This is a genomic window from Nocardiopsis changdeensis (assembly GCF_018316655.1).
Taxonomy (GTDB): domain Bacteria; phylum Actinomycetota; class Actinomycetes; order Streptosporangiales; family Streptosporangiaceae; genus Nocardiopsis; species Nocardiopsis changdeensis.
Map to the genome: position 1 here is coordinate 4,267,517 of NZ_CP074133.1, position 20,368 is coordinate 4,287,884.

At 75.6% G+C, this 20,368-nt stretch carries 19 protein-coding genes and 1 pseudogene; 11 read left to right on the top strand and 9 right to left on the bottom strand.

Going from position 1 to position 20,368, the window contains the following annotated elements; all coding sequences use genetic code 11:
* Window positions 1-35 precede the first annotated feature (35 nt).
* A pseudogene (gene dnaK / locus KGD84_RS19650) lies at window positions 36-1,577 on the top strand (molecular chaperone DnaK); the annotation flags it as partial.
* Window positions 1,578-1,613: 36 nt separating this feature from the next.
* Here the strand turns inward: dnaK and KGD84_RS19655 are convergent.
* The 4 genes from KGD84_RS19655 to KGD84_RS19670 form a co-directional block, all read right to left on the bottom strand.
* A complete protein-coding gene (locus tag KGD84_RS19655) occupies window positions 1,614-2,144 on the bottom strand; it encodes a type I-E CRISPR-associated protein Cas6/Cse3/CasE (protein ID WP_220561874.1) in 531 nt (176 codons plus the stop codon).
* A 221-nt stretch (window positions 2,145-2,365) separates the two neighbouring features.
* The gene (aspS, locus tag KGD84_RS19660) at window positions 2,366-3,688 is read right to left on the bottom strand and encodes an aspartate--tRNA(Asn) ligase (RefSeq protein WP_220561875.1); all 1,323 of its coding nucleotides are present in this window, start codon (window positions 3,686-3,688) and stop codon (window positions 2,366-2,368) included.
* Between the two features lie 593 nt (window positions 3,689-4,281).
* Complete coding sequence (locus tag KGD84_RS19665; RefSeq protein ID WP_220561876.1) at window positions 4,282-5,466, bottom strand: 4-hydroxybenzoate 3-monooxygenase; 1,185 nt, start codon at window positions 5,464-5,466, stop codon at window positions 4,282-4,284.
* Between the two features lie 76 nt (window positions 5,467-5,542).
* On the bottom strand, window positions 5,543-6,283 hold the full coding sequence (locus KGD84_RS19670; RefSeq protein ID WP_255646673.1) for an IclR family transcriptional regulator: 741 nt from the start codon (window positions 6,281-6,283) through the stop codon (window positions 5,543-5,545).
* A 68-nt stretch (window positions 6,284-6,351) separates the two neighbouring features.
* Between KGD84_RS19670 and pcaH the strand changes: the two genes are divergently transcribed.
* Genes pcaH through KGD84_RS19695 form a run of 5 tightly spaced genes read left to right on the top strand, consistent with a single transcriptional unit; the run spans window position 6,352 to window position 10,460 of the window.
* Window positions 6,352-7,134 (top strand): protocatechuate 3,4-dioxygenase subunit beta, encoded by a 783-nt coding sequence (gene pcaH, locus KGD84_RS19675; protein WP_220561877.1) that lies wholly within the window; start codon window positions 6,352-6,354, stop codon window positions 7,132-7,134.
* Window positions 7,131-7,721, top strand: coding sequence for a protocatechuate 3,4-dioxygenase subunit alpha (gene pcaG / locus KGD84_RS19680; protein ID WP_255646675.1), 591 nt, complete (start codon window positions 7,131-7,133; stop codon window positions 7,719-7,721). Before pcaH ends, pcaG begins: the two co-directional genes overlap by 4 nt.
* Window positions 7,718-8,947, top strand: coding sequence for a lyase family protein (locus KGD84_RS19685; RefSeq protein WP_220561878.1), 1,230 nt, complete (start codon window positions 7,718-7,720; stop codon window positions 8,945-8,947). The genes pcaG and KGD84_RS19685 overlap by 4 nt, the downstream gene beginning before the upstream one ends.
* Window positions 8,944-10,137, top strand: a complete 1,194-nt coding sequence (gene pcaDC / locus KGD84_RS19690; RefSeq protein WP_220561879.1) for a bifunctional 3-oxoadipate enol-lactonase/4-carboxymuconolactone decarboxylase PcaDC — start codon at window positions 8,944-8,946, stop codon at window positions 10,135-10,137. The genes KGD84_RS19685 and pcaDC overlap by 4 nt, the downstream gene beginning before the upstream one ends.
* Before the next feature lie 56 nt (window positions 10,138-10,193).
* Window positions 10,194-10,460 carry a hypothetical protein gene (locus tag KGD84_RS19695; RefSeq protein WP_220561880.1) on the top strand — a complete coding sequence of 89 codons (267 nt, stop codon included), beginning with the start codon at window positions 10,194-10,196 and terminating at the stop codon, window positions 10,458-10,460.
* Between the two features lie 49 nt (window positions 10,461-10,509).
* Here KGD84_RS19695 and KGD84_RS19700 read toward each other — a convergent pair whose 3' ends face one another.
* Window positions 10,510-11,367: an NAD(P)H-binding protein gene (locus tag KGD84_RS19700; protein WP_220561881.1), complete on the bottom strand. Its 858-nt coding sequence runs from the start codon at window positions 11,365-11,367 to the stop codon at window positions 10,510-10,512.
* A gap of 144 nt (window positions 11,368-11,511) precedes the next feature.
* Complete coding sequence (locus tag KGD84_RS19705) at window positions 11,512-12,702, bottom strand: AI-2E family transporter (protein WP_220565854.1); 1,191 nt, start codon at window positions 12,700-12,702, stop codon at window positions 11,512-11,514.
* A gap of 236 nt (window positions 12,703-12,938) precedes the next feature.
* Between KGD84_RS19705 and KGD84_RS19710 the strand changes: the two genes are divergently transcribed.
* The 3 genes from KGD84_RS19710 to KGD84_RS19720 all read left to right on the top strand — a co-directional run bounded on the left by KGD84_RS19710 (window position 12,939) and on the right by KGD84_RS19720 (window position 15,403).
* The gene (locus KGD84_RS19710; protein WP_220565855.1) at window positions 12,939-13,304 is read left to right on the top strand and encodes a winged helix-turn-helix transcriptional regulator; all 366 of its coding nucleotides are present in this window, start codon (window positions 12,939-12,941) and stop codon (window positions 13,302-13,304) included.
* Between the two features lie 129 nt (window positions 13,305-13,433).
* The gene (locus KGD84_RS19715) at window positions 13,434-14,363 is read left to right on the top strand and encodes a universal stress protein (RefSeq protein ID WP_220561882.1); all 930 of its coding nucleotides are present in this window, start codon (window positions 13,434-13,436) and stop codon (window positions 14,361-14,363) included.
* A 5-nt stretch (window positions 14,364-14,368) separates the two neighbouring features.
* Window positions 14,369-15,403 carry an ArsR family transcriptional regulator gene (locus tag KGD84_RS19720; RefSeq protein WP_255646676.1) on the top strand — a complete coding sequence of 345 codons (1,035 nt, stop codon included), beginning with the start codon at window positions 14,369-14,371 and terminating at the stop codon, window positions 15,401-15,403.
* A gap of 33 nt (window positions 15,404-15,436) precedes the next feature.
* Here the strand turns inward: KGD84_RS19720 and KGD84_RS19725 are convergent, their stop codons facing one another.
* The 3 genes from KGD84_RS19725 to KGD84_RS19735 all read right to left on the bottom strand — a co-directional run bounded on the left by KGD84_RS19725 (window position 15,437) and on the right by KGD84_RS19735 (window position 18,110).
* A complete protein-coding gene (locus KGD84_RS19725) occupies window positions 15,437-16,255 on the bottom strand; it encodes an NAD(P)H-binding protein (protein WP_220561883.1) in 819 nt (272 codons plus the stop codon).
* Between the two features lie 113 nt (window positions 16,256-16,368).
* On the bottom strand, window positions 16,369-17,082 hold the full coding sequence (locus tag KGD84_RS19730) for a pyridoxamine 5'-phosphate oxidase family protein (RefSeq protein ID WP_220561884.1): 714 nt from the start codon (window positions 17,080-17,082) through the stop codon (window positions 16,369-16,371).
* Between the two features lie 74 nt (window positions 17,083-17,156).
* Window positions 17,157-18,110, bottom strand: a complete 954-nt coding sequence (locus tag KGD84_RS19735) for an NAD(P)-dependent alcohol dehydrogenase (protein ID WP_220565857.1) — start codon at window positions 18,108-18,110, stop codon at window positions 17,157-17,159.
* 122 nt (window positions 18,111-18,232) lie between these two features.
* On the opposite strand from KGD84_RS19735, the gene KGD84_RS19740 reads away from it, so the two are divergent.
* Together KGD84_RS19740 and pdxR are read left to right on the top strand one after the other, a co-directional pair.
* Window positions 18,233-18,883, top strand: a complete 651-nt coding sequence (locus KGD84_RS19740) for a TetR/AcrR family transcriptional regulator (RefSeq protein WP_220561885.1) — start codon at window positions 18,233-18,235, stop codon at window positions 18,881-18,883.
* Window positions 18,884-18,896: 13 nt separating this feature from the next.
* Window positions 18,897-20,333, top strand: coding sequence for a MocR-like pyridoxine biosynthesis transcription factor PdxR (gene pdxR / locus KGD84_RS19745; RefSeq protein ID WP_220561886.1), 1,437 nt, complete (start codon window positions 18,897-18,899; stop codon window positions 20,331-20,333).
* The last annotated feature ends 35 nt before the right edge of the window (window positions 20,334-20,368 follow it).

A 20,368-nucleotide genomic window follows, 5' to 3' on the forward strand; every position in this document is an offset into this window, starting at 1 on the left:
GGAGCGCCGGCGAGGTCGCCGAGCGCCTCCGGAGCATCCCGTTCAGTGCACGGAAACGCTCGTCGAGGGCCATCGGTATCGACCTCGGTACGACGAACTCCTGTGCCGCGGTCCTGGAGGGCGGTGAGCCCACGGTCATCACCAACGCCGAGGGCTCCCGCACCACCCCGTCCGTCGTCGCCTTCGCCAAGAACGGTGAGGTCCTCGTCGGCGAGGTCGCCAAGCGCCAGGCGGTCACCAACGTCGACCGCACCATCCGGTCGGTCAAGCGCCACATCGGCACCGACTGGACGGTGAAGATCGACGACAAGACCTTCAACCCCCAGCAGATCAGCGCCTTCATCCTGCAGAAGCTCAAGCGCGACGCCGAGGCCTACCTCGGCGAGGACGTGACCGACGCCGTCATCACCGTCCCCGCCTACTTCAGCGACTCCCAGCGCCAGGCCACCAAGGAGGCCGGCACCATCGCGGGCCTCAACGTCCTGCGCATCATCAACGAGCCCACCTCCGCCGCCCTCGCCTACCACCTGAAGAAGGAGGACGAGGCCACGATCCTCGTCTACGACCTCGGCGGCGGAGGCCTCGGCTTCGCCGTGGCGGACATCGGTGACGGCGTCGTGAACATCAAGGCCGTCGGCGGCGACGACCTGGGCGGCGACGACTGGGACCGGGCGATCGTCGACCTGCTGGTCGCGAGGTTCGCCGACGCCACCGGCGCGGACCCGACCGGGGACGGGACGGCCCTGGAACGCCTGCGCGAGGCCGCGGAGAAGGCCAGGACCGAGCTGTCCTCCTCCGGCGAGACGCGGATCGACCTGCCCTACATCACCGCCTCGGCCGAGGGCCCGCTGCACCTGCACGAGAAGCTCACCCGCACCGAGTTCCAGCGGCTGACCGCCGACCTGGTCGAGCGGACCGGGGTCCGGTTCCAGCTGGTCGTCGAGGACCTCCACCGGGTCCTCGAGAACGCCGGGATCGGCGGGGGCGAGATCGAACGCGTGGTGCTGGTCGGCGGCTCCACCCGCATGCCCGCCATCGCCGAGCTCGTCAAGGAGCTGACCGGCGGCAGGGAACCCGACAGGGGTGTCAACCCCGACGAGGTCGTGGCCATCGGCGCCGCGCTCCAGGCCGGCGTCCTCAAGGGCGAGGTCAAGGACCTCCTGCTACTGGGCGTGACCCCGCTGTCCCTGGGCATCGAGACCGAGGGCGGCGTGTTCACCAAGCTCATCGAGCGCAACACGACCATCCCGACCAAGCGCTCCGAGGTCTTCACGACCACCGGGGACGGTCAGGAACGTGCGCGTATACGCGTGTTCGAGGGCGAGCGGGAACTCACCCGGGACAACAGGGAGCTGGGCGTCTTCGACCTGACCGGTCTGTCCCCGGCGCCGCGCGGCACCCCGCGGATCGAGGTGGCCTTCGACATCGACGCCAACGGCATCGTCAACGTCACCGCCGAGGAGCTGGGCACCGGCCGCGGGCGGTCCTTCACCGTCGGGAGGGCCCCGTCGGACCCCGTCGCAGAGGAGGAGCGGACGGGGTACGGACTGGAGGCCGTGGGCAACGACGGGGACGCGAACGCGGGCGGGGACCCCTGACCCGGTGCGCGCCGCCTACTGCGGTGCCAGCGGGCTGACCAGGAGCAGCCCGGCGCCCGTGGCCGTGCCCGCGCCGATCCCGTTCAGGCACAGCTCCTGGAGCGCGTCGCTGTCCCGCACCACGGCCTCCCCCGTGAAGTGGTACCGGGCGGGCCTGCCGCCCAGGCGCTTCCACTTCGCCGAGGTGAGGTCCAGCGCTCCCGCGAACTTGCCGGACAGCCAGTCCTCGAACTCGTCCTCGGCCAGCGGGACCCGCTTGCCGCGCCGGGCGGTGGGCGCCGAGATGAGCTCCCAGCGGACGCTCTCGCCCTCGGGGTGCCGCGACAGCGGGTGGATCGCGGCGGAGGTCGCGCCGGGGACCTTGCCCCAGGCGGGCGCGGTGTCGGAGCTGATCACCAGTGTGCCCGGCGAGGTGCGCGCCCACAGCACGCGGGCCTCGGACGCGGGGTCGGGGTCGACGGCCCTGCGCACGGCCTGGCCCATGGCCGCCCACTGGTCCATGCCGCTGCTGCGCGCGGGGTCGAGGTTGATGCGGGCCAGGTACAAGGGGTTCCCTCCGGGTGTCCCCGCCGGTGCGGGGCTCGTGTTCGGTCACGGGGCGCGGAAGGTCCTGCGCGCCCGGGGTGAAACCACCACTGTACGAGGCCGCGGCCCCCGGTCGGCCCGGCGCGCGGCCGTCCCGCGGCCGTCCCCGCGGCAAGGGCGGGCGCTTCCACAGCGGAGGACGCCGTCCCCGCCCGCGGGGCCGCGGGCGGGGACGGCGCGGGTCACGGGGTGAGGCGGTGGGGTCCCCGGAACAGGAAGACCGCCTCCCGGATGGAGTCCAGGCCGAGCAGGACCATCAGCACACGGGCCAGCCCCATGCCGAACCCCCCGTGGGGCGGGCAGCCGTAACGGAAGCAGTCGAGGTAGTCGCGCAGCGGTCCGGTGCCCAGCCCCTTCTCCGCCGCCTGCTCCAGCAGCACGTCGTGGCGGTGTTCGCGCTGGGCACCGGTGGTGATCTCCAGCCCCTTCCAGAGCAGGTCGAAGCCGAGCGTCAGGTCGGGGCGCTCGGCGGAGCGCATGTGGTAGAACGGCCGGATCGTCGCGGGGTAGTGCGTGACGAACACGAACTCGTGCCCCGTCTCCTCCTCGACGTGCGCGGCCAGGCGCCGTTCGCCCTCCGGGTCCAGGTCCTCCTTGGCGCCCTCCGGGTCCCAGCCGCCGCGCCGCAGGACCTCCTGGGCCTCGGCCATCGTCATCCGGGGGAACGGGGTCTCCGGCACCGCGATGTCGGTGCCGAAGCGCTCGGCGACCGCGTCGCCGTGCGCCTCGGCGACCTTCGCCAGCGCGTGGGCGAGCATCCGCTCCTCGAAGGACATCACGTCCTCGACCCCGTCGATCCACGCCAGTTCCACGTCCACGCCCGTGAACTCGGTGGCGTGCCGGGAGGTGAAGGACGGCTCCGCGCGGAACACCGGTCCGACCTCGAAGACCTTGTCGATCCCCGCCGCGATCGCCATCTGCTTGAAGAACTGGGGCGACTGCGCCAGGTACGCGGAACGGTCGAAGTAGTCGAGCGCGAAGACGTCGGCCCCCGACTCGGAGGCGGCGCCCATCAGCTTGGGCGTGTGCATCTCCGTGGCGCCGGCGGCGTACGCGAACTCGCGCATGCCCTGCTCCAGGGTCGTCTGCACGGCGAACAGCAGTCCCGCCTCCGGGCGGCGCCGGACGTCGAGGAAGCGCCGGTCGAGGCGCTGCTCGATCCCCGTCCGGTCGTCGATCGGCAGCGGCGCCTCGGCCCTGTTGAGCACCTCCACCTCGTGGGGCACCAGCTCCAGGCCGCCGAGTTTGACGACGGGGTTGTCGACCACCGTGCCGGTGATCCGCACAGCGGACTCGGCGGTCAGGGACTCCAGTGCGGCCTCGACGGCGTCGCCTGCGCCGCGGCGCCGGTGGGTGATCTGGGCCGTGCCGGTGTGGTCGCGCACGACGACGAACTGCATCCGGCTCTGTCGCCGCAGGGTGGTCGCCCAGCCGCGGACCGACACCGTCTCGCCGACGTGTCGCCGCAGGTCGCGGACCAGGGTACGGCTCGTGGAACGGATCATCTCAAGTCCTCCGAGGACCTCGGAATGATCCCTTGGGGGCGTGGGCGATAAGGGAACTCGCGGTGCCACCACGCCTTCGCCGCCGACGGAGCGGCGGCCTCGTTCGGGCCCGGTCACGGGGGCCGGCCGGCGGGGCATCGGGCCCGGTGGCCGGACCGTTCCTCCCCGCACTCGGGAGGGTCTTCACCCCGGGGCGTGAAGCCGCCTTCCCAGCCGCCGGCGGCTCTCTGGGTCCACGCGGTCCCGCGGTTACTCGTCTCCGTCATCGCGTTGCCCCGACCCTACTGCACCCGCGCCCGCGGCGCTCGTGATCCCCGGTCCGGCCGGCGGCCTCGGGGCCCGGCCGACCGCATGGCCGCACCGCCCGTCGAACGCCGGGGCCGGCGGGGGCGGTCCCCGGCACGGCCGGTCGGGACCGGGCGCGCCGTCGTCGGCGAGCGCGTCCCCGAACCGCCGCGCCGCCGGGTGGTGAGCGGGTTCGAGAACGCGTTCGACGCCGATGGGCGGGCCCGCCCGGTGTCCGCGCCCCGCCGACCGGGGAACGCCCACCTGGCGCGCCCGCGCGGCACTCGGGACCGCCGACCGGCCCCGGGTCAGAAGCCGATGGGCAGGCCCGCGTAGTTCTCGGCCAGTCCCGTGGCGCCCGCCTCGCTGGTGGCGACCCAGCGGAGCTGGGACAGCTGCAGCTGGGTGTCGAAGGGGTCGGTGCCCGTGTGCAGCATGGTGGTCATCCACCAGGAGAAGTGGGTGCACCGCCAGACCCGGCGCAGCGCCGTGTCGGAGTAGGCGTCGGCCTGCCGGCTGTCGCCGCGCACCAGGTCGGCCAGGGCGGGGGCGAGCAGGGCCACGTCGGCGACCGCCAGGTTCAGGCCCTTGGCGCCGGTCGGCGGGACGATGTGGGCGGCGTCGCCCGCCAGGAACAGGCGGCCGTCGCGCATCGGCGTCTGCACGTAGGAGCGCATCGGCAGCACGCTCGTGTCGGTGATCGTCCCGGGTTCGAGCTCCCAGCCGTCCTGGCCGTGGCCGAGCCGGGCGGCCAGCGCGTCCCAGATGCGGTCGTGGCTCCACTCGTCGGCGGAGGTGCTGTTGGGGACCTGGAGGTAGAAGCGGCTGACGGTGGACGAGCGCATGGAGTGCAGAGCGAACCCGTCGGGGTGCCAGGCGTAGATGAGCTCGTCGGTGGAGGGGGCGACGTCGGCCAGCACGCCCAGCCACGAGTACGGGTAGACCCGCTCCCAGGTCCTGCGCAGGTCGGCGCCGACGGCGCCCCGGCTGGGCCCGAAGGACCCGTCACAGCCCGCCACCGCGCGCGCCCGCACCCGGTGCGGCTCCCCGGAGGGGTCGGTGAAGGTGACCGAGGGGGCCTCGGTGCGCAGGTCGTGCAGGGCGACGTCGGCGGCCTCGTAGTGCACCTGCTGCCCGGCGGCGGTGCGGGCGGCGATGAGGTCCTTCTGCAGTTCGGTCTGCCCGTAGATCCACACGCTGCGGCCGGTGAGGTCGACGAAGTCGAGGTGGTGGCGTTCCCCCGGCCACTGCAGGTGGATGCCGCGGTGCTCGTCGCCCTCGGCCTCCAGGCGGTCGGCCAGGCCCACCGAGCGCAGCAGCTCGACGGTGGAGTGCTCCAGCACCCCGGCGCGGATGCGGGAGGCCACGTACTCCTGCGAGCGCGCCTCGATGACGACGGACTCCACCCCCTGGGCGGCGAGCAGGTGGGAGAGCAGCATGCCGGCGGGGCCGGCGCCGATGATGGCCACGTCAGTGGTGGTGATCTGGGTCATGACCGCCATTGGACCGTGTCACAGCCCCGAATGCGGAACCCTTCCTTCCGCTCAGTGAAAAACCGCAGGTGAAAGGTCACAGCCTGCGGGAGATGCCCTGCGCCGCCACCTGGAGGGCCGTGACCAGCCTCCCCCGGTCGCGTTTGAGCGCGGGCACCACGACCGCGATCGCCGCCGCCACCTCCTCGCCCCGCCGCACCGGCACCGCCACCGAGCACGCCCCCAGGGTCATCTCCTCCACCGTGGTGGCGTACCCCTCGCGGCGGACCCGCTCCAACTGCCGCAGCAGCACCCCGGGCTGGGTGACGGTGTACGGCGTGACCCGGCGCAGCGACCCCAGCACCCGGGCGCGCACGTCCTCGGGGGCGTACGCCAGCAGCACCTTGCCGACCCCGGTGCAGTGCATCGGCAGGGTGGAGCCCACGCTGCTGACCACCGGCACCGACGCCCGGCCCGCCATCCGCTCCAGGTACAGCACCTCGTCGCCGTCGCGCACCGCCAGGTGCACGGTGGCCAGGGTGGTCGCGTACACGTCGTGCAGGAACGGCGAGGCCGCCTCGCGCAGCGTGGTCTGCACCGGCGCCAGCAGTCCGATGTCCCACAGGCGGCGGCCCACCACGTAGGAGCCCTCCTCGCGGGCCAGCGCCCCGTGGCGCACCAGCTCCCCGACCAGCCGGTGCGCGGTGGGCGGCGGCAGCCCCGCGCGCCGGGCGATGGCCGACAGCGACAGCCGCCGGTGGTGCTCGTCGAAGGCGCCCAGGACCGCCATGACCCTTCCGGCCACGGTCGCCCCGGGCGTACCGGTGTTCCCCGCCATGGGGAACATTCTTCCACTGAGCGGAAAGGAGAGCCACGCCACCCCGCCCCCGGCCGTAGCCTCCCGCCATGAACAGCACCCCCGTCACGGCGTCCGGCCTGGAGCCCCAGTCGGTGGTCAGCGAGGAGATCGCCGCCATCGAGGAGGCCCGCGCCCGCGGCGCCGCGCCCCAGCCGGCCCTGGACTACCCGCCCTACCGCAGCAGCGCGCTGCGCCACCCCACCAAGGACCCGCACCACACCGACCCCGAGACCGTCGAGCGCTGGGCCCCCTGCTTCGGCGAGCGCGACGTGGACCCGCTGGAGGCCGACCTGACCATCGGCGGGTCGGGCGAGCCGATCGGCGAGCGCATGGTCGTCGCCGGCCGGGTCACCGACGACCGCGGGCGGCCGGTGCGCCGCCAGCTGGTGGAGATCTGGCAGGCCAACGCGGGCGGCCGCTACGTGCACAAACGCGACCGGCACCCGGCCCCGCTGGACCCCAACTTCACCGGCGCGGGACGGTGCCTGACCGACGACGACGGGTACTACCGGTTCCAGACGATCAAACCGGGGCCCTACCCGTGGCGCAACCACCACAACGCCTGGCGCCCCGCGCACATCCACTTCTCGCTGTTCGGGACGGAGTTCGCCCAGCGGCTGGTCACCCAGATGTACTTCCCGGGCGACCCGCTGTTCGCGCTGGACCCGATCCTGCAGTCGGTCACCGACCCGAGGGACCGGGAGATGCTCGTGGCGGCCTACGACCACGACCTGACCACGCACGAGTGGGCGACCGGGTACCGGTGGGACATCGTCCTGGGCGGCGCGCACGGCACGCTCATGGAGCAAGAGGAAGGGGACGGCGCGTGAGCACCACCAGCGAGGGGGCGCGGCTGCGCGCCACCCCGGGACAGACGGTCGGCCCGTTCTTCCACTACGGCCTGCCCTACGACGGCGACCGCGACCTCGTGCCGCCGGGCTCGGCCGGAGCGGTCCGGCTGACCGGGCTCGTCACCGACGGCGCCGGGAACGCGGTCCCCGACGCCCTGGTGGAGGTCTGGCAGGCCCGGCCGGACGGCTCCGTGCCGCGCGAGCCGGGGTCGCTGCGCCGGGACGGGTGGACCTTCACCGGGTTCGGGCGCGCCTCGACCGGCCGCGACGGGCGGTACACGTTCAGCACCCTGGAGCCGGGGCCCACCGAACCCGGGGCGGCGGCGTTCTTCGCGGTCACCGTGTTCGCGCGCGGGCTGACGGACCGGCTGTTCACCCGCGCCTACCTGCCCGACGACGCCGCGGCGCTGGCCGCCGACCGGCTGCTGGCGTCGCTGCCCGCCGAGCGCCGCGCCACCCTGGTCGCCCGCCGCGACGCACAGGGGCTGGTGTTCGACATCCGCCTCCAGGGCGAGGGCGAGACCGTGTTCCTGGACCTGGCCGGGTACCGGACGCGGACGCCATGACCGACCTGTTCTGGCCCGGGGACGAGCGCGCGGGCGACCTGTTCACCGAACGCGCCTGGCTGTCGGCCATGGTCGCCGTCGAGCAGGCCTGGGCGGACTCGCTGGCCGGGGCGGGGATCGCCCCGGCCGCGGCCGACCTCTCCGGCCTGGTCGGCGCCGACGACCTGCCCGGCCTGGCCCGGGCCGCCGAGGGCGGCGGCAACCCCGTCATCGCCCTGGTCCGGCTGCTGCGCGAACGCGCCGACGGCCCCGGCGCCGCCTGGGTGCACCGCGGGCTGACCAGCCAGGACGTGGTGGACACCGCGCTGGTGCTGTGCGCCCGGGACACCGTCGCCCAGGTGCGCGCGGAGCTGCGCCGCCAGGCCGGCCACCTGGCCGGGCTGGCCGACGCCCACCGGAACACGGTGATGGCGGGGCGCACCCTCACCCAGCACGCGGTGCCCACCACCTTCGGGCTCAAGGCCGCCGGATGGCTGGGCGGGGTGCTGGACGCCGCCGACGCCCTGGACCGGCTCCGGTTCCCGGTGCAGGTCGGCGGTGCCGCCGGGACCCTCGCGGCCGTCGTGGACCTGGCCCGGGCGCGCGGCGCCGCCGACCCGGTGGCCGCGGCGACGGACCTGGCCGCCGCGACCGCGCGGCGGCTGGGGCTGGAGCCCGCACCGCCCTGGCACACCTCGCGCGGCACCGTCACCGCCCTGGGCGACGCCCTGGTGGCCTGCACCGACGCCTGGGGGAGGCTGGCCGCCGACGTCGCCACCCTGTCCCGGCCCGAGATCGCCGAGGTGGCCGAGCCCGCCGCCGACGGGCGCGGCGGTTCCTCGACCATGCCGCACAAGCGCAACCCGGTGCTGTCGGTGCTCGTCCGGCGGGCGGCCCTGGCCGCTCCCCCGCTGGCCTCGACCCTGCACCTGGCCTCGGCGCTGGCCGTGGACGAGCGCCCGGACGGGGCCTGGCACGCCGAGTGGGCGGCCCTGCGCACCCTGGCCCGGCGCACCGCCGTGGCGGCCTCCCAGACCGGGGAGCTGCTGGCGGGCCTGCGGGTGGACGCCGACCGGATGGCCGCCACCGCCGAGGGGGCCCGCGAGGGGCTGGCCGCCGAGGCCCGCGCCGTCGCCGCGTTCGCCGGCGCCGGCACCGAACCCGCGGAGGGGACGGCGGGCGCCGCCGACGCGCTCGTCGACGCCGTCCTGGTCCGCGCCGACCGCTTCATGGAGACCGACACATGACCATCCCGCACATCACCGGAGTCGAACTCGCCGGCGGGCCCGACCGGCCGCTGCTGCTCGTGGGCCCCTCGCTGGGCACCTCGGCCGCGGCATTGTGGTCGGCGGCCGCCGAACGGCTCGGCGACGCCTTCCACGTGGTGGGCTGGAACCTGCCCGGGCACGGCGGCGCCCCGGCCGCGGACGCGCCGTTCACCCTGGCCGAACTGGCCGCCGGGGTGCTGGCGTTCGCCCGGGGGGTGACCGCGGCGCGCGGGGACGCCGACCGCTCCTTCTGCTACGCGGGCGACTCCGTGGGCGGGGCCGTGGGCCTGCACCTGCTGCTGGACTCCCCCGAGGCGGTGCGCTCGGCGGCGCTGCTGTGCACGGGGGCGCGCATCGGCGAGCCCGAGGGGTGGCGCGAGCGGGCCGCGACGGTCCGCGCCTCGGGCACCCCGGCCGTGGTGGAGGCGTCGGCGAAGCGGTGGTTCGCCCCCGGGTTCGCCGAGCGCGAGCCGGCGGTCGTCGCCTCGCTGCTGCACGTGCTCCAGGACGCCGACGCCGAGGGCTACGCGCTGGTCTGCGAGGCCCTGGCCGGGTTCGACGTGCGCGACCGGCTCGGGGAGGTCACCGCGCCGGTGCTCGCGGTCGCGGGCGCCGAGGACGGCCCCACCCCGCCCGCCTCGCTGGAGGCCCTCGCCCATGGGGTGCGCCGCGGCCGGGTCGAGGTCCTGGACGGGGTGGCCCACCTGGCCCCGGCCGAGGCCCCGGACCGGGTCGCCGCCCTGCTGCGCGGACACTTCGCGGGGCCCTCCGCCGCCTCGGCCGATCCGGGCTCCCCGACCCAGGAGCAGGTGCGCGCGGCGGGCATGGCGGTGCGCCGCGAGGTGCTGGGGGACGCCCACGTGGACCGGGCGGTCGCCGCGACCACGGACTTCACCGCCGACTTCCAGGAGTTCATCACCCGCTACGCCTGGGGCACCGTGTGGACCCGCCCGGGCCTGGACCGGCGCAGCCGGTCGATGATCACCCTGACCGCGCTCATCGCCCGCGGCCACCACGAGGAGTTCGCCATGCACGTGCGCGCGGCCCTGCGCAACGGGCTGAGCGAGCAGGAGATCAAGGAGGTCGTGCTGCAGAGCGCGATCTACTGCGGCGTCCCGGACGCCAACTCGGCGTTCCGCATCGCCCAGCGCGTCCTGGCCGAGGGGTGAATGAGCCGAGGGGTGAATAATGGGCCGCCGCGACATCGGGAAGGGAGCGGCGGCCCATGGGACTGAAACGGTGGTTCGGGAAGAGGTCAGGCGGCGAGCCCCCGGCCTACGGGACCCGGCAGGAGCTGGCGGCGGCCGAGGAGCGCGTGCTGGAGGCGCTGCAACGCGAGTGCGACAGGATCCACGCCGACCTGGTGAAGGCGTACGCCCTGCTGCCCGCGGAACGCAGGCCGGACCTCCCGGAGGCGCCGCCGCGGTTCGCGGACCGCGAGCAGGCCCAGGCGTACATGGAGCACATGCGGACCCTGCTGAAGCGGCGGTGAGGCACGAAGGGGCCGGCCGGGAATCCGGCCGGCCCCGCCGCGCGATCCGTCAGAGCAGGTCGCGCAGGGTGTCGGCGATCGGGGTGGCCGGGCGGCCGATGAGGCGGCGCAGGTCGCCGGTGGGCTCCCCCAGCGCGCCGTCGCGGATGTTGCCGTCCAGGGCGGCCACGAAGGAGGCCGTCCCCTCGTCGAGACCGGCGCCGACCAGGGAGGCCACGTGCTCCTCGGTCGACAGGTCCTTGTAGACGACCTCGGTGCCCAGCACGGCCGAGAGCGTGTCGGCCAGCTCGGCGTAGGTCCAGGCGGTGTCGCCGGTCAGCTCGTACACCGCGCCCGCGTGGGACGCCGGGTCGGCGAGCACCGCGGCGGCGGCCGCCGCGAAGTCGCGTCGGGCGGCGCTGGGCACCCGTCCCTGCCCCGCGCTGCCGCTGAACTCCCCGTGGTCGCGGGCGGCGTGCAGCTGCGGCACGTAGTTCTCGTGGTACCAGTTGTTGCGCAGGACGGTGTGGGCGATCCCCGAGGCGGCGAGCAGCTCCTCGGTGGCCCTGTGGTCGGGGGCCAGCACCAGCACCGTGTCGTCGGCCCGGGGCGCGCTGGTGTAGACGATGTGCCCGATCCCGGCGGCGGCCGCCGCCTCGATCGCGGCCCGGTGCTGGGGCACCCGGCGGCCCGGCTCGCTGGTGGAGATCAGCAGCAGGGTGTCGGCCCCGGCGAAGGCGGGCGCCAGGGTGGCCGGGTCGTCCAGGTCGACGCGCGCCGTGCGCACCCCGCGTTCGGCGAGCGCGGCCAGGCGCCCGGCGTCGCGGCCCGCCGCGACGATCCCCTCGGCCGGGGTCCCCCGCTCCAGCAGCTCCTCCACGGTGAGGCGGCCCAGGTGGCCGGTGGCACCCACGATGACGACGGACATGAGCGATGGTCCTTCCCTTGCCGGACCGGGACGTCCCCGGTCGCTGCCCTGGGACAACCGCGCAGGTGGGAGGCACATTCCAAGGTTCCGGTACCCACCTTTTTATCAGGTACCCACCTCAAGGTTAGTCAGGAGGTCAGGGTGTCAGGGGGGTGTCGGGCCCGAGGCGGCGTCCGTCGCCCCGGAAGCGCCGCCGTCCCCGCCGGAGCCCTCCTCCGGCCCCTCCGCACCGCCCGGCGGCGGCTCGTCCCGCTCACCGTCCGCCGCCTCCGCCGGCTCCTCCGAAGCGCTCAGCAGCGGGTGCTCCTCCACCTCGTAGCGCCGGATGTAGGACCCCAGGAACGCCTGGAGGCTGGCGCCCATCGGCAGGGCGAGCAGCGCGCCCGGCGCCCCCATGATCGCCACGCCCGCCAGGACCGACCCGAAGGCCACCGCGGGGTGCATGTCCAGCGTCCTGGCGGTGATGCGCGGCTGGAGCACGTAGTTCTCGAACTGCTGGTAGACGACCACGAACACCAGCACCCACACCGCCGTCCAGGGCCCCTGCGGCAGCGCCACCAGCACCGGGACGAGCCCGCCGACGTAGGTGCCGACCGTGGGGATGAACTGCGACAGCACCCCGACCCACAGCGCCAGCGCGAACGCGAACGGCACGTCCAGGGCCGCCAGGACCAGGTAGTGCGCGATGGCCGAGACCAGGGCCATCAGCGCCCGCGAGTACAGGTACCCGCCGGTCTTCTCGATCGCGATCTCCCAGGCCCGCAGCACCTCGCGCTGGGTGCGCGGCGGCAGCACCGAGCAGATCACCCGGCGGAAGCGCGGGCCGTCGGCGCACAGGTAGAACGTGAACAGCGCGACCGCCAGCCCGTTGAAGAGCAGCCCCAGCAGGGTCGACCCCGCGCCCAGCGCGTTGTCGGCGATCCGGGAGGCGTACTGCTGGACCACCCCGCTGGCGCTGGTCACCGACTCCATGAGGTTGGTCGGCGAGTAGTCGGTGCCGAAGGTGGCGTTGGCCCACACCAGCGTCGCGCGCAGCATCCGGGGCGTCTCGGCCGCCAGGGACAGCACCTGCCCGATCAGCATGGAACCGAGCATGCTCAGGAACACCCCGGTCGCCAGCACCACCAGCAGCATGACCGCGCCGGTGGCCGGGCCGCGGGGCCAGTGGCGCCGGTGCAGCCAGTTGACGGCCGGTTCCAGCGCCAGCGCCAGGAACAGGGAGATCAGCAGCAGGACGATGAGCCCCTGCAGCTCCAGGAACAGCCACAGGGCCACGCCGAAGGCCGTGACGGTCCACATGACCATCAGGACCGCGCGGGGCAGCCACGGGGGCATGGTCCGCTGATCGGTGCTCGGGTCCCGGGGGGCCGGGGTGTTCGTCTGCAAGCCGGGGCTTCCTTCTCTTCGCTGGCCCTGCCGGGCCCGGGACCGTTCCCGTCCCGTCTACCGGACACTAGCCGCCCCGCGGGGTCCGCGGGGCTCGCGCGCGCCCCGGCCGCCGGCCCCGTCGTCCGCCCCGCCGTCCCTCCCGCGCGCCCGGGGCCGCCTGCGGGTAGGTTGGCGGGGTGAGCATGACCGGAGGTCTTCCCAAGGGCGAGGTGTTCAGCGCCGACTGCCCGTCCCGCCGCCTGCTGGGCGAGGTCACCTCCAAGTGGGGCGTCCTGGTCCTGGTGGCGCTGCGCGAGGGGCCGCTGCGCTGGAGCGAGCTGCTGCGCCGCATCGGCGGCGTCAGCGAGAAGATGCTCGCCCGCACCCTGCGCTCCTTCGAGGCCGAGGGCCTGGTGCTGCGCGACGCCCGCCCGGTGGTGCCGCCGCACGTGGAGTACAGCCTCACCGAGGCCGGGCACGAGGTCACCGCCCGGCTCGTCCCGCTGGTCGCCTGGGCCGAGGAGCACGCGGTCCGGACCTCCGGGGCGGGGGACCGCGCGCACGGCTGACCCGTGCCCCGCCCCCGGGCGCCCGAGTTCTCCGCCACACCAGCCGCGGTCCCGGTTCCCGTACCGCCCGTGGGGCACACTCCTCTCAGGGCGCGGAACGGGGCGCCAGGGGCGAAGGAGGCGGCAGCGATGACCGACGACCAGGGACGCGCACCGGCGGTGGTGACGGGCGTGGACGGCTCCGCGGAGGCGCGGGCGGGCCTGGAGTGGGCCTGCGCCGAGGCCGAGCGGAGAGGGTGGCCGCTGAAGGTGGTGCACGCCCTGTCCATGCCGGTCGTGGTGAGCGTCTACGCCGGGCGCACCCGGTTCCCTCCCAGTGAGGAGATCTCCGAGCAGGGCCGGCGCATCCTGGAGAAGGAGGCGGACCACGCCCGCGGGCTGCGCCCCGGGGTGGAGGTCCTCACCGACCTCGCCCTGGAGGAGCCCCCGGCGGCGCTGCTGCACCGGTCCGGCCCCGGCGACCTGGTCGTGGTGGGCTCGCGCGGCTTCGGCCCGGTCCGCGCGGCCCTGGCCGGGTCGGCGGGTATCCGCCTGGCCGCCCGTGCCGCCTGCCCGGTCGTGGTGGTGCCCCGGCCCGCCGAGGGCCGCCCGGTGCCCCTGGAGCCCCGGCGCATCGTGGTCGGCGTCGACGGGTCCCTGGACTCCCAGCACGCCCTGGACTTCGCCCTGCACGAGGCGGCCCGGATCACGGACTCCGAGGTGACCGTGGTCAACAGCTGGGAGGCGCCCACCCCGTTCGCGTCCCAGGCGCTGATCGCCTCGGGATGGACCCCGCCCGAGGACTTCCTGGACCGGCAGTCGGAGGAGATCGTCGCCGGGGTCCTGGCCGAGGTCATGGACGAGACCGTCGAGCACGTGGACGTGTCCGTGGTGCGCACCCGCAAGAACCCGGTGGAGGCCCTGGTGGAGGCCGGGGCGCAGGCCGACCTCATCGTGGTCGGCTCCCGGGGCCGCGGCAGCGTCCAGGGCATGTTCCTGGGCTCGGTCAGCCAGGGCGTCCTGCACACCGCCACCGTCCCGGTCGCGGTGCTCCCCCACCGCACCGGAAGCGAGGAGTGAACCCGTTGGGTGACACGAGCGAGGAAGCCCGCGCCCACCGCACCCTGGGCGGGATGCTGTTCGGCGGCATGGTCGCCCACCTCGTGGGCGGCGCCGTCCGCCTGGGCCTGCCCGACGCCCTGGGCGAGGGGGAGGCGACCGTGGCCGAGCTGGCCCGCGCCCTGGACGCGCGCGCCGACACCCTCGAACGCCTGCTGCGGGCGCTGGAGGCCGTGGAGCTGGTGGCCGAGACCGGCCCGGGCCGGTACGCCCTCACCCCGGCCGGGCACCTGCTGCGCACCGACCACCCCGACTCCCGGGCGGCCATCGCCCGGTTCTACACCGACGCGCTGCTGCTGGACTCCTGGCGGGAGCTGCCGCAGAGCGTGCGCGACGGCTCGGTGGCGTTCGAGCGCGTGCACGGCACGTCGTTCTTCGAGCACCTGGACGGGCACCCCGACCGGGCGGAGATGTTCCACGCCGCCATGGCCGACGGCACCCGCGGCACCGCCCGGGTGCTGCCCGACGCCTACGACTTCGCGCCGTTCTCCACGGTGGTGGACGTGGGCGGCGGCGACGGCACGCTGATCTCGGCGGTGCTGGCCCGCCACCCGCACCTGGCCGGCGTGCTGTTCGACGCGCCCGGCGGCGCCGCCCGCGCCCCGGCGGTCCTGGAGAAGGCCGGGGTCGCCGACCGGTGCTCGGTGGTGGCCGGGGACTTCTTCCGCTCCCTGCCGGCCGGGGACGTGATGCTGCTCAAGAGCATCGTCCACGACTGGGACGACGAGCGCGCGGCGACGATCCTGTCCCGCTGCCGGGAAGCGGTCTCCGACGGCGGCCGGCTGCTGCTGGTGGAGCCGATGCTGCCGGACGGCCCCGGCGCGGCCGGTCCGCCGGTGCCGTTCCTGAGCGACCTGAACATGCTGGTCAACACCGGTGGCCGGGAGCGCACCCGGGCCGGCTTCGAGGCCCTGTGCGCCTGGACCGGGTTCGCGCTGGAGTCGGTGCGCACGCTGCCCGCGCCCTCAGGGAACACGCTGGTCGAGGCCGTCCCGGTGTGAGGCCGGGCGGCCCTGAGGCCGCCCGGCACCGGCTCAGGCCCGGAAGGCGTCGGCGTTCTCGCGCGCCCACTGCGCGAAGGTGAGCGCGGGGCGCCCGGTGACCTCCCGCACCGTGGGCAGCACCCGGCCCGCCGTCTCGGGCGGGCCCAGGGCCAGGGCGACGCCGAACTCGACGTAATCCTCGGGGAAGCCCTGGGAGCGCAGGCGCTCGCGCTCCTGGTCCTCGGTCAGGTGCACCCAGCCGACCTCCGTGCCCAGCGCCTCCCCCAGGTCGCGCGCCCGCTCGGCGGGGGTGAGCGCCTGCGGGCCGGTCAGGACCAGGTCGCGGCCGCCCTGGCCGCCCTCGGTCAGGGCCGCGCCCGCGACGGCGGCGATGTCGGCCTCGTGGACCACGGCGCTGGGCCAGGCGGCCAGGGTCCGCACCGCGCCCGCCTCCCGCACGTCGGGGGCCCACTCCAGGGCGCCGGACATGAACTCCATCGGGGCCAGCACCGTCCACTCCAGGCGGTCGGTGCGCACGGCGTCCTCCATCGGGCTGCCGCCGAAGGCGCCCAGGACGGTGGCGCGCCGCACCCCGGAGGCGACGGCCAGCTCGACGATGCCGGCGGCCTCGGCCAGCTCGGCCCCGTCGTCGCCGCCGAAGGTGATGAGGTGGACGCCGTCCACCCCGGCGAAGGCGTCCTTCAGCGTGGCGGGGTCGGTGAGGTCGCCGCCCGCCACCTCCACCCCGGGGCCGAGGTCGGCCCGGTCGGGGCGGCGGGTGAGCGCCCGGACGGGGTGCCCCCGGTCGGCCAGCCACCGCACCAGGTGGCGCCCCACGGTCCCCGTCGCACCGGTCACCAGAACGGTCATGTCGCTCCCTCGTCTCGCGCGTTCCGCTTCGGTGACCCCACTCTCGCGGGGGTGGAGGCCACTTGGTGTCCTCCACTCGCACGGATTCCGGGAGGTTCCCGCCCCGCCCGGGGTCAGGCGGGCGAGCGGTGCTCCCGCAGGTGGCGCGGGACCCCGATGCCCGGCTTGAGCAGCGGGTCCGGCTCCGGCTCGCCGTACACCTGCCGGACGGGGACGATCCCGGCCCACACGTCCAGGTCCATGTCCTCCTCCTCGTCCCCCGGCGGCCCGGTGCGGACCTTCACCGACGCCTCGGCCAGGGACAGCGCCAGCACCCGGGTGGCCGCCATCTCCTTGCGGTCGGGCTCGCGGATCTCCGCCCAGCGGCCCGGGGCGATCTGCTCGGTCAGGGCGCGCAGCCCGGCCGTGCGCTCGTCCGGGTCGGTCACCACCCGCGGGCGGCCGTAGACCATCGCCGACCGGTGGTTCACCGAGTGGTGGAACGCCGACCGGGCCAGCACCAGGGCGTCCACGAGGGTGACCGTCACGCACACCTCGCCGTCGGCGTTCATCGACCGCGCCCCCGTGGACCCGTGCAGGTAGAGGGTGTCGCCGATGCGCCCGTAGGCGGTGGGCATCACGCGGGGGGCGCCGTCCACGACCACGCCCAGGTGGCAGAACAGGCCCTCGTCGAGCAGGGCGTACAGCTCGGCGCGGTCCTCGCGCTGCTTGTGCCTGCCCCGGCGCAGCCGGGTCCGGTCGGTGGCGGACAGGGGCGCGGACGCGGGGTCCGGGGCGGCCGGGGCCTGCGGGCCCCGGCCCGGAACGGTTTCGGTGGTCGAGTGCATGCCTTCACGTTAGGAGCCGGGTGGACCCCCGAACAGGGCCACTTCCGCCCCGAAACGCACGACCACTTCGGTGCTCAGGCGGTCGTGTCGACGACCACCTTGCCGCGCACGCCGCCCGCCTCCAGCGCACGATGCGCCCCGGCCAGGTCCGAGAGCGGGAACACCCGGTCCACCACCGGCCGCAGGTCGCCGGCCTCGACCAGGCGGGCCACCTCCTCCAGCAGGTCCCGGCGCGGGTTCCCGCTGAAGAACCGCACCCGGCCGCGGCCGTGCACCGCCGAGCCCAGGATGTACCCCAGGGACCGGAGCGGGCGGTCCAGGTCGAAGGACACCGCGACCATCCGCCCGCCCGGGGCCAGCAGGGCCCGGTAGGCGGGCAGGCCGGTGCCCACCGTGTCCAGGACGACGTCGAAGCGGCCCAGGTCGGCCGGGGCAGTGGTGCGGTAGTCGAAGGCCTCGTCGGCGCCCAGCTCCCGGGCCAGGTCCAGGTGCTCGGCCCGGGCCAGGGCGGTGACGTGCGCGCCGTAGGCCCTGCCCAGCTGCACCCCGCTCACACCGACGCCGCCGGTGGCGCCGCGCACCAGCAGCCGCTCCCCCGGGCGCAGCCGCGCCTTGTCGCGCAGGGCGGTGACGGTGGTGGTGGCCACCGGGATCGCGACCGCCTGGAGCGGGTCCATGCCCCGGGGGACGGCGGCGATCCGGTCGGGCGCCACCGCCACGTACTCGGCCGCGGCGCCGAAGCCGCGCAGCAGGCCCCAGACGCGTTCGCCGACCCCGACGCCGCGCACGTTCGCGCCCACCGCGACCACGTCGCCGACGAAGTCCAGGCCCAGCCGCCGGGGCGGCCCGCCCATGACCAGGCCGCCCAGCGGGCCCAGTGCGCCCGAGCGCCCCGAGAGCTCGCCGCCGTTGACACTGGTGGCCAGCACCCGCACCAGGACGCGGTCGTCGCCGTGGTCGGGCACCGGCAGGCGCCCCTGGTAGATCACCTCCGGCGGCCCGTACCGGTCGAACAGCGCCGCGCGCATCTCCTGTGCCACCCGTCTCCTCCGTTCACGGTGGGGTGTGCGGGCCGCCGTCCGGCCCGTGCCCCGTGAACGGTAACCAGGGAAACGGAGGGCATCGTCCACTTAGCGGTAATGTGAGACACATGCCCGGAGATCCGTCTCAGATGGCGTCGGCCGGACCCGCGCTGCGCGCCGACGCCCTGCGCAACCGCGAGCGCATCCTGCGCGCCGCCCGCGAGGCGTTCGCCTCCCACGGCATCGACGTGCCCATGGCCACCATCGCCCGCCGCGCCGGAGTGGGCACCGCCACCCTGTACCGGCGCTTCCCCACGCGCGACGACCTGGTCGCCGAGGCCTTCGCCGACCAGGCCTCCGCCTGCGCCGACCTCGTCGACCACGCCCTGGCCGACCCCGACCCCTGGCGCGGGTTCGCGGCCTCGCTGTACCGCATCGCCGCCATGCAGGTCGCCGACCGGGGGTTCGGCGCCGCGTTCCTGGGCTCCTCCCCCCTCTCGCCCGAACTGGAGGAGCGCCGCGCGCGGGCCGAGGAGGGGTTCGCGCGGCTGATCCTGCGCGCCAAACAGGCCGGGGCCCTGCGCGCCGACTTCGAGCGCACCGACCTCACCCTGGTCCTCATGGCCGTCGACGGCATCCGCGCCGACACCGCCGAGGCGGCGCTGGCCGCCGCCCGCCGCATGGTCGGCCACCTGCTGCGGTCCTTCCGCACCGACCCCGGCTCCGCGCCGCCGCTGCCGCCGCCCGCGCCGGTCGGCCTGTACCACCTCGAACTCTAGGAAGCCCGCGCCCGTGCCCCGACAGCACGCCGAACCGGCCCTGCGCCTGGACCGCTCCGGCGACGCGCCGCTCACCCTCCAGCTGGCCGCCGCCCTGCGCGCGGCCGTGACCGGCGGGTCCCTCACCCCGGGCGAGCGCCTGCCCTCCAGCCGGACCCTCGCCGCCCAGCTGGGGGTCAGCCGCACTGTCGTCACCGACGCCTACCAGCAGCTGTACGCCGAGGGGTGGCTGGAGGGCCGGCACGGGTCGGGCACCTTCGTCGCCCCGGGCGCCGCGCCCGCGCCCGCCGAGCCCGCCCCCATCGAACCGGCCTGGCGCACCGCCGCCGCCCGCAGCGGCCGCACCGCGACGGAGGACCGGCCCACCCGCGCCGAGCTGCGCGAACGCGGTCTGATCGACCTGCGCCCGGGCGCGCCCTGGGTGGGGTCGGTGGACCGGGCGGCCTGGCGGCGGGCCTGGCGCGCCGCCGCCGACCTGCCCCAGGACGACGACCCGGACCCGCGCGGCCTGCCGGAGCTGCGCTCCCTGCTCGCCGAGCACCTGCGCCGGTACCGCGGGATCGCCGTGGGCCCGGAGAACGTCCTGGTCACCCGCGGCACCGGCAACGGGCTGGACCTGGCGGGGGCGGCGCTGATCGCCCCGGGCGACCGGGTGGGGGTGGAGGAGCCGGGGTACGGGAAGGCCCGCGCCGTGCTGGCCGCCCGCGGGGCGCGCATCGTCCCGTGCCCGGTGGACCGCGACGGGCTGGTCGTGGACGCGCTCCCCGACGGCCTGGGCCTGGTGTACACCACCCCGGCCCACCAGTACCCGCTGGGCGGGCGGCTGCCGGTGCCCCGCCGCGAGCTGCTGATCTCGTGGGCGCGGGCGACGGGGGCGGTGGTCATCGAGGACGACTACGACGCCGAGTTCCGCTACGACGTGGCCCCGCTGCCCGCCCTGTACGGGATGGACCCGGGGCGGGTGGTGCTGCTGGGGACCCTGTCCAAGACCCTCACCCCGGACCTGGGCATCGGGTGGATCGTCGCCGAACCCGACCTGGTGGAGCACCTGGCGCGGGTGCGCCGCAACCTGACCGACCGCACCCCGGGCCCGGTGCAGGCCGCCACAGCGCTGCTGCTGGAGCGCGGCGACCTGGACCGGCACCTGCGGCGGATGCGCGCCGAGTACGCGCGCCGCCGCGCCCTGCTCATCGAGTACCTGGGGCCGCGCCTGACCGGGGACACCGCGGGGCTGCACGCGATGCTGCCGCTGCCCGCCCGCGAGGTGGCCCCGGTGGTCGCCGAGGCCGCCGCCCGCGGCGTGGTGGTCGACGACACCGGCCGCACCAGCCACGGCGAGCCGACCGTGCACGGCCTGGTCCTGGGCTACGGCTCGGCGTCCCCACCCCAGCTGCGACGCGGCTGCGCCGTGCTCGCCGGCATCCTCGACCGCCGCCTCGGCCCCGCCTGACCCGCTCCGGTCCGGCCGGTCCGCGCGTCCCGCGG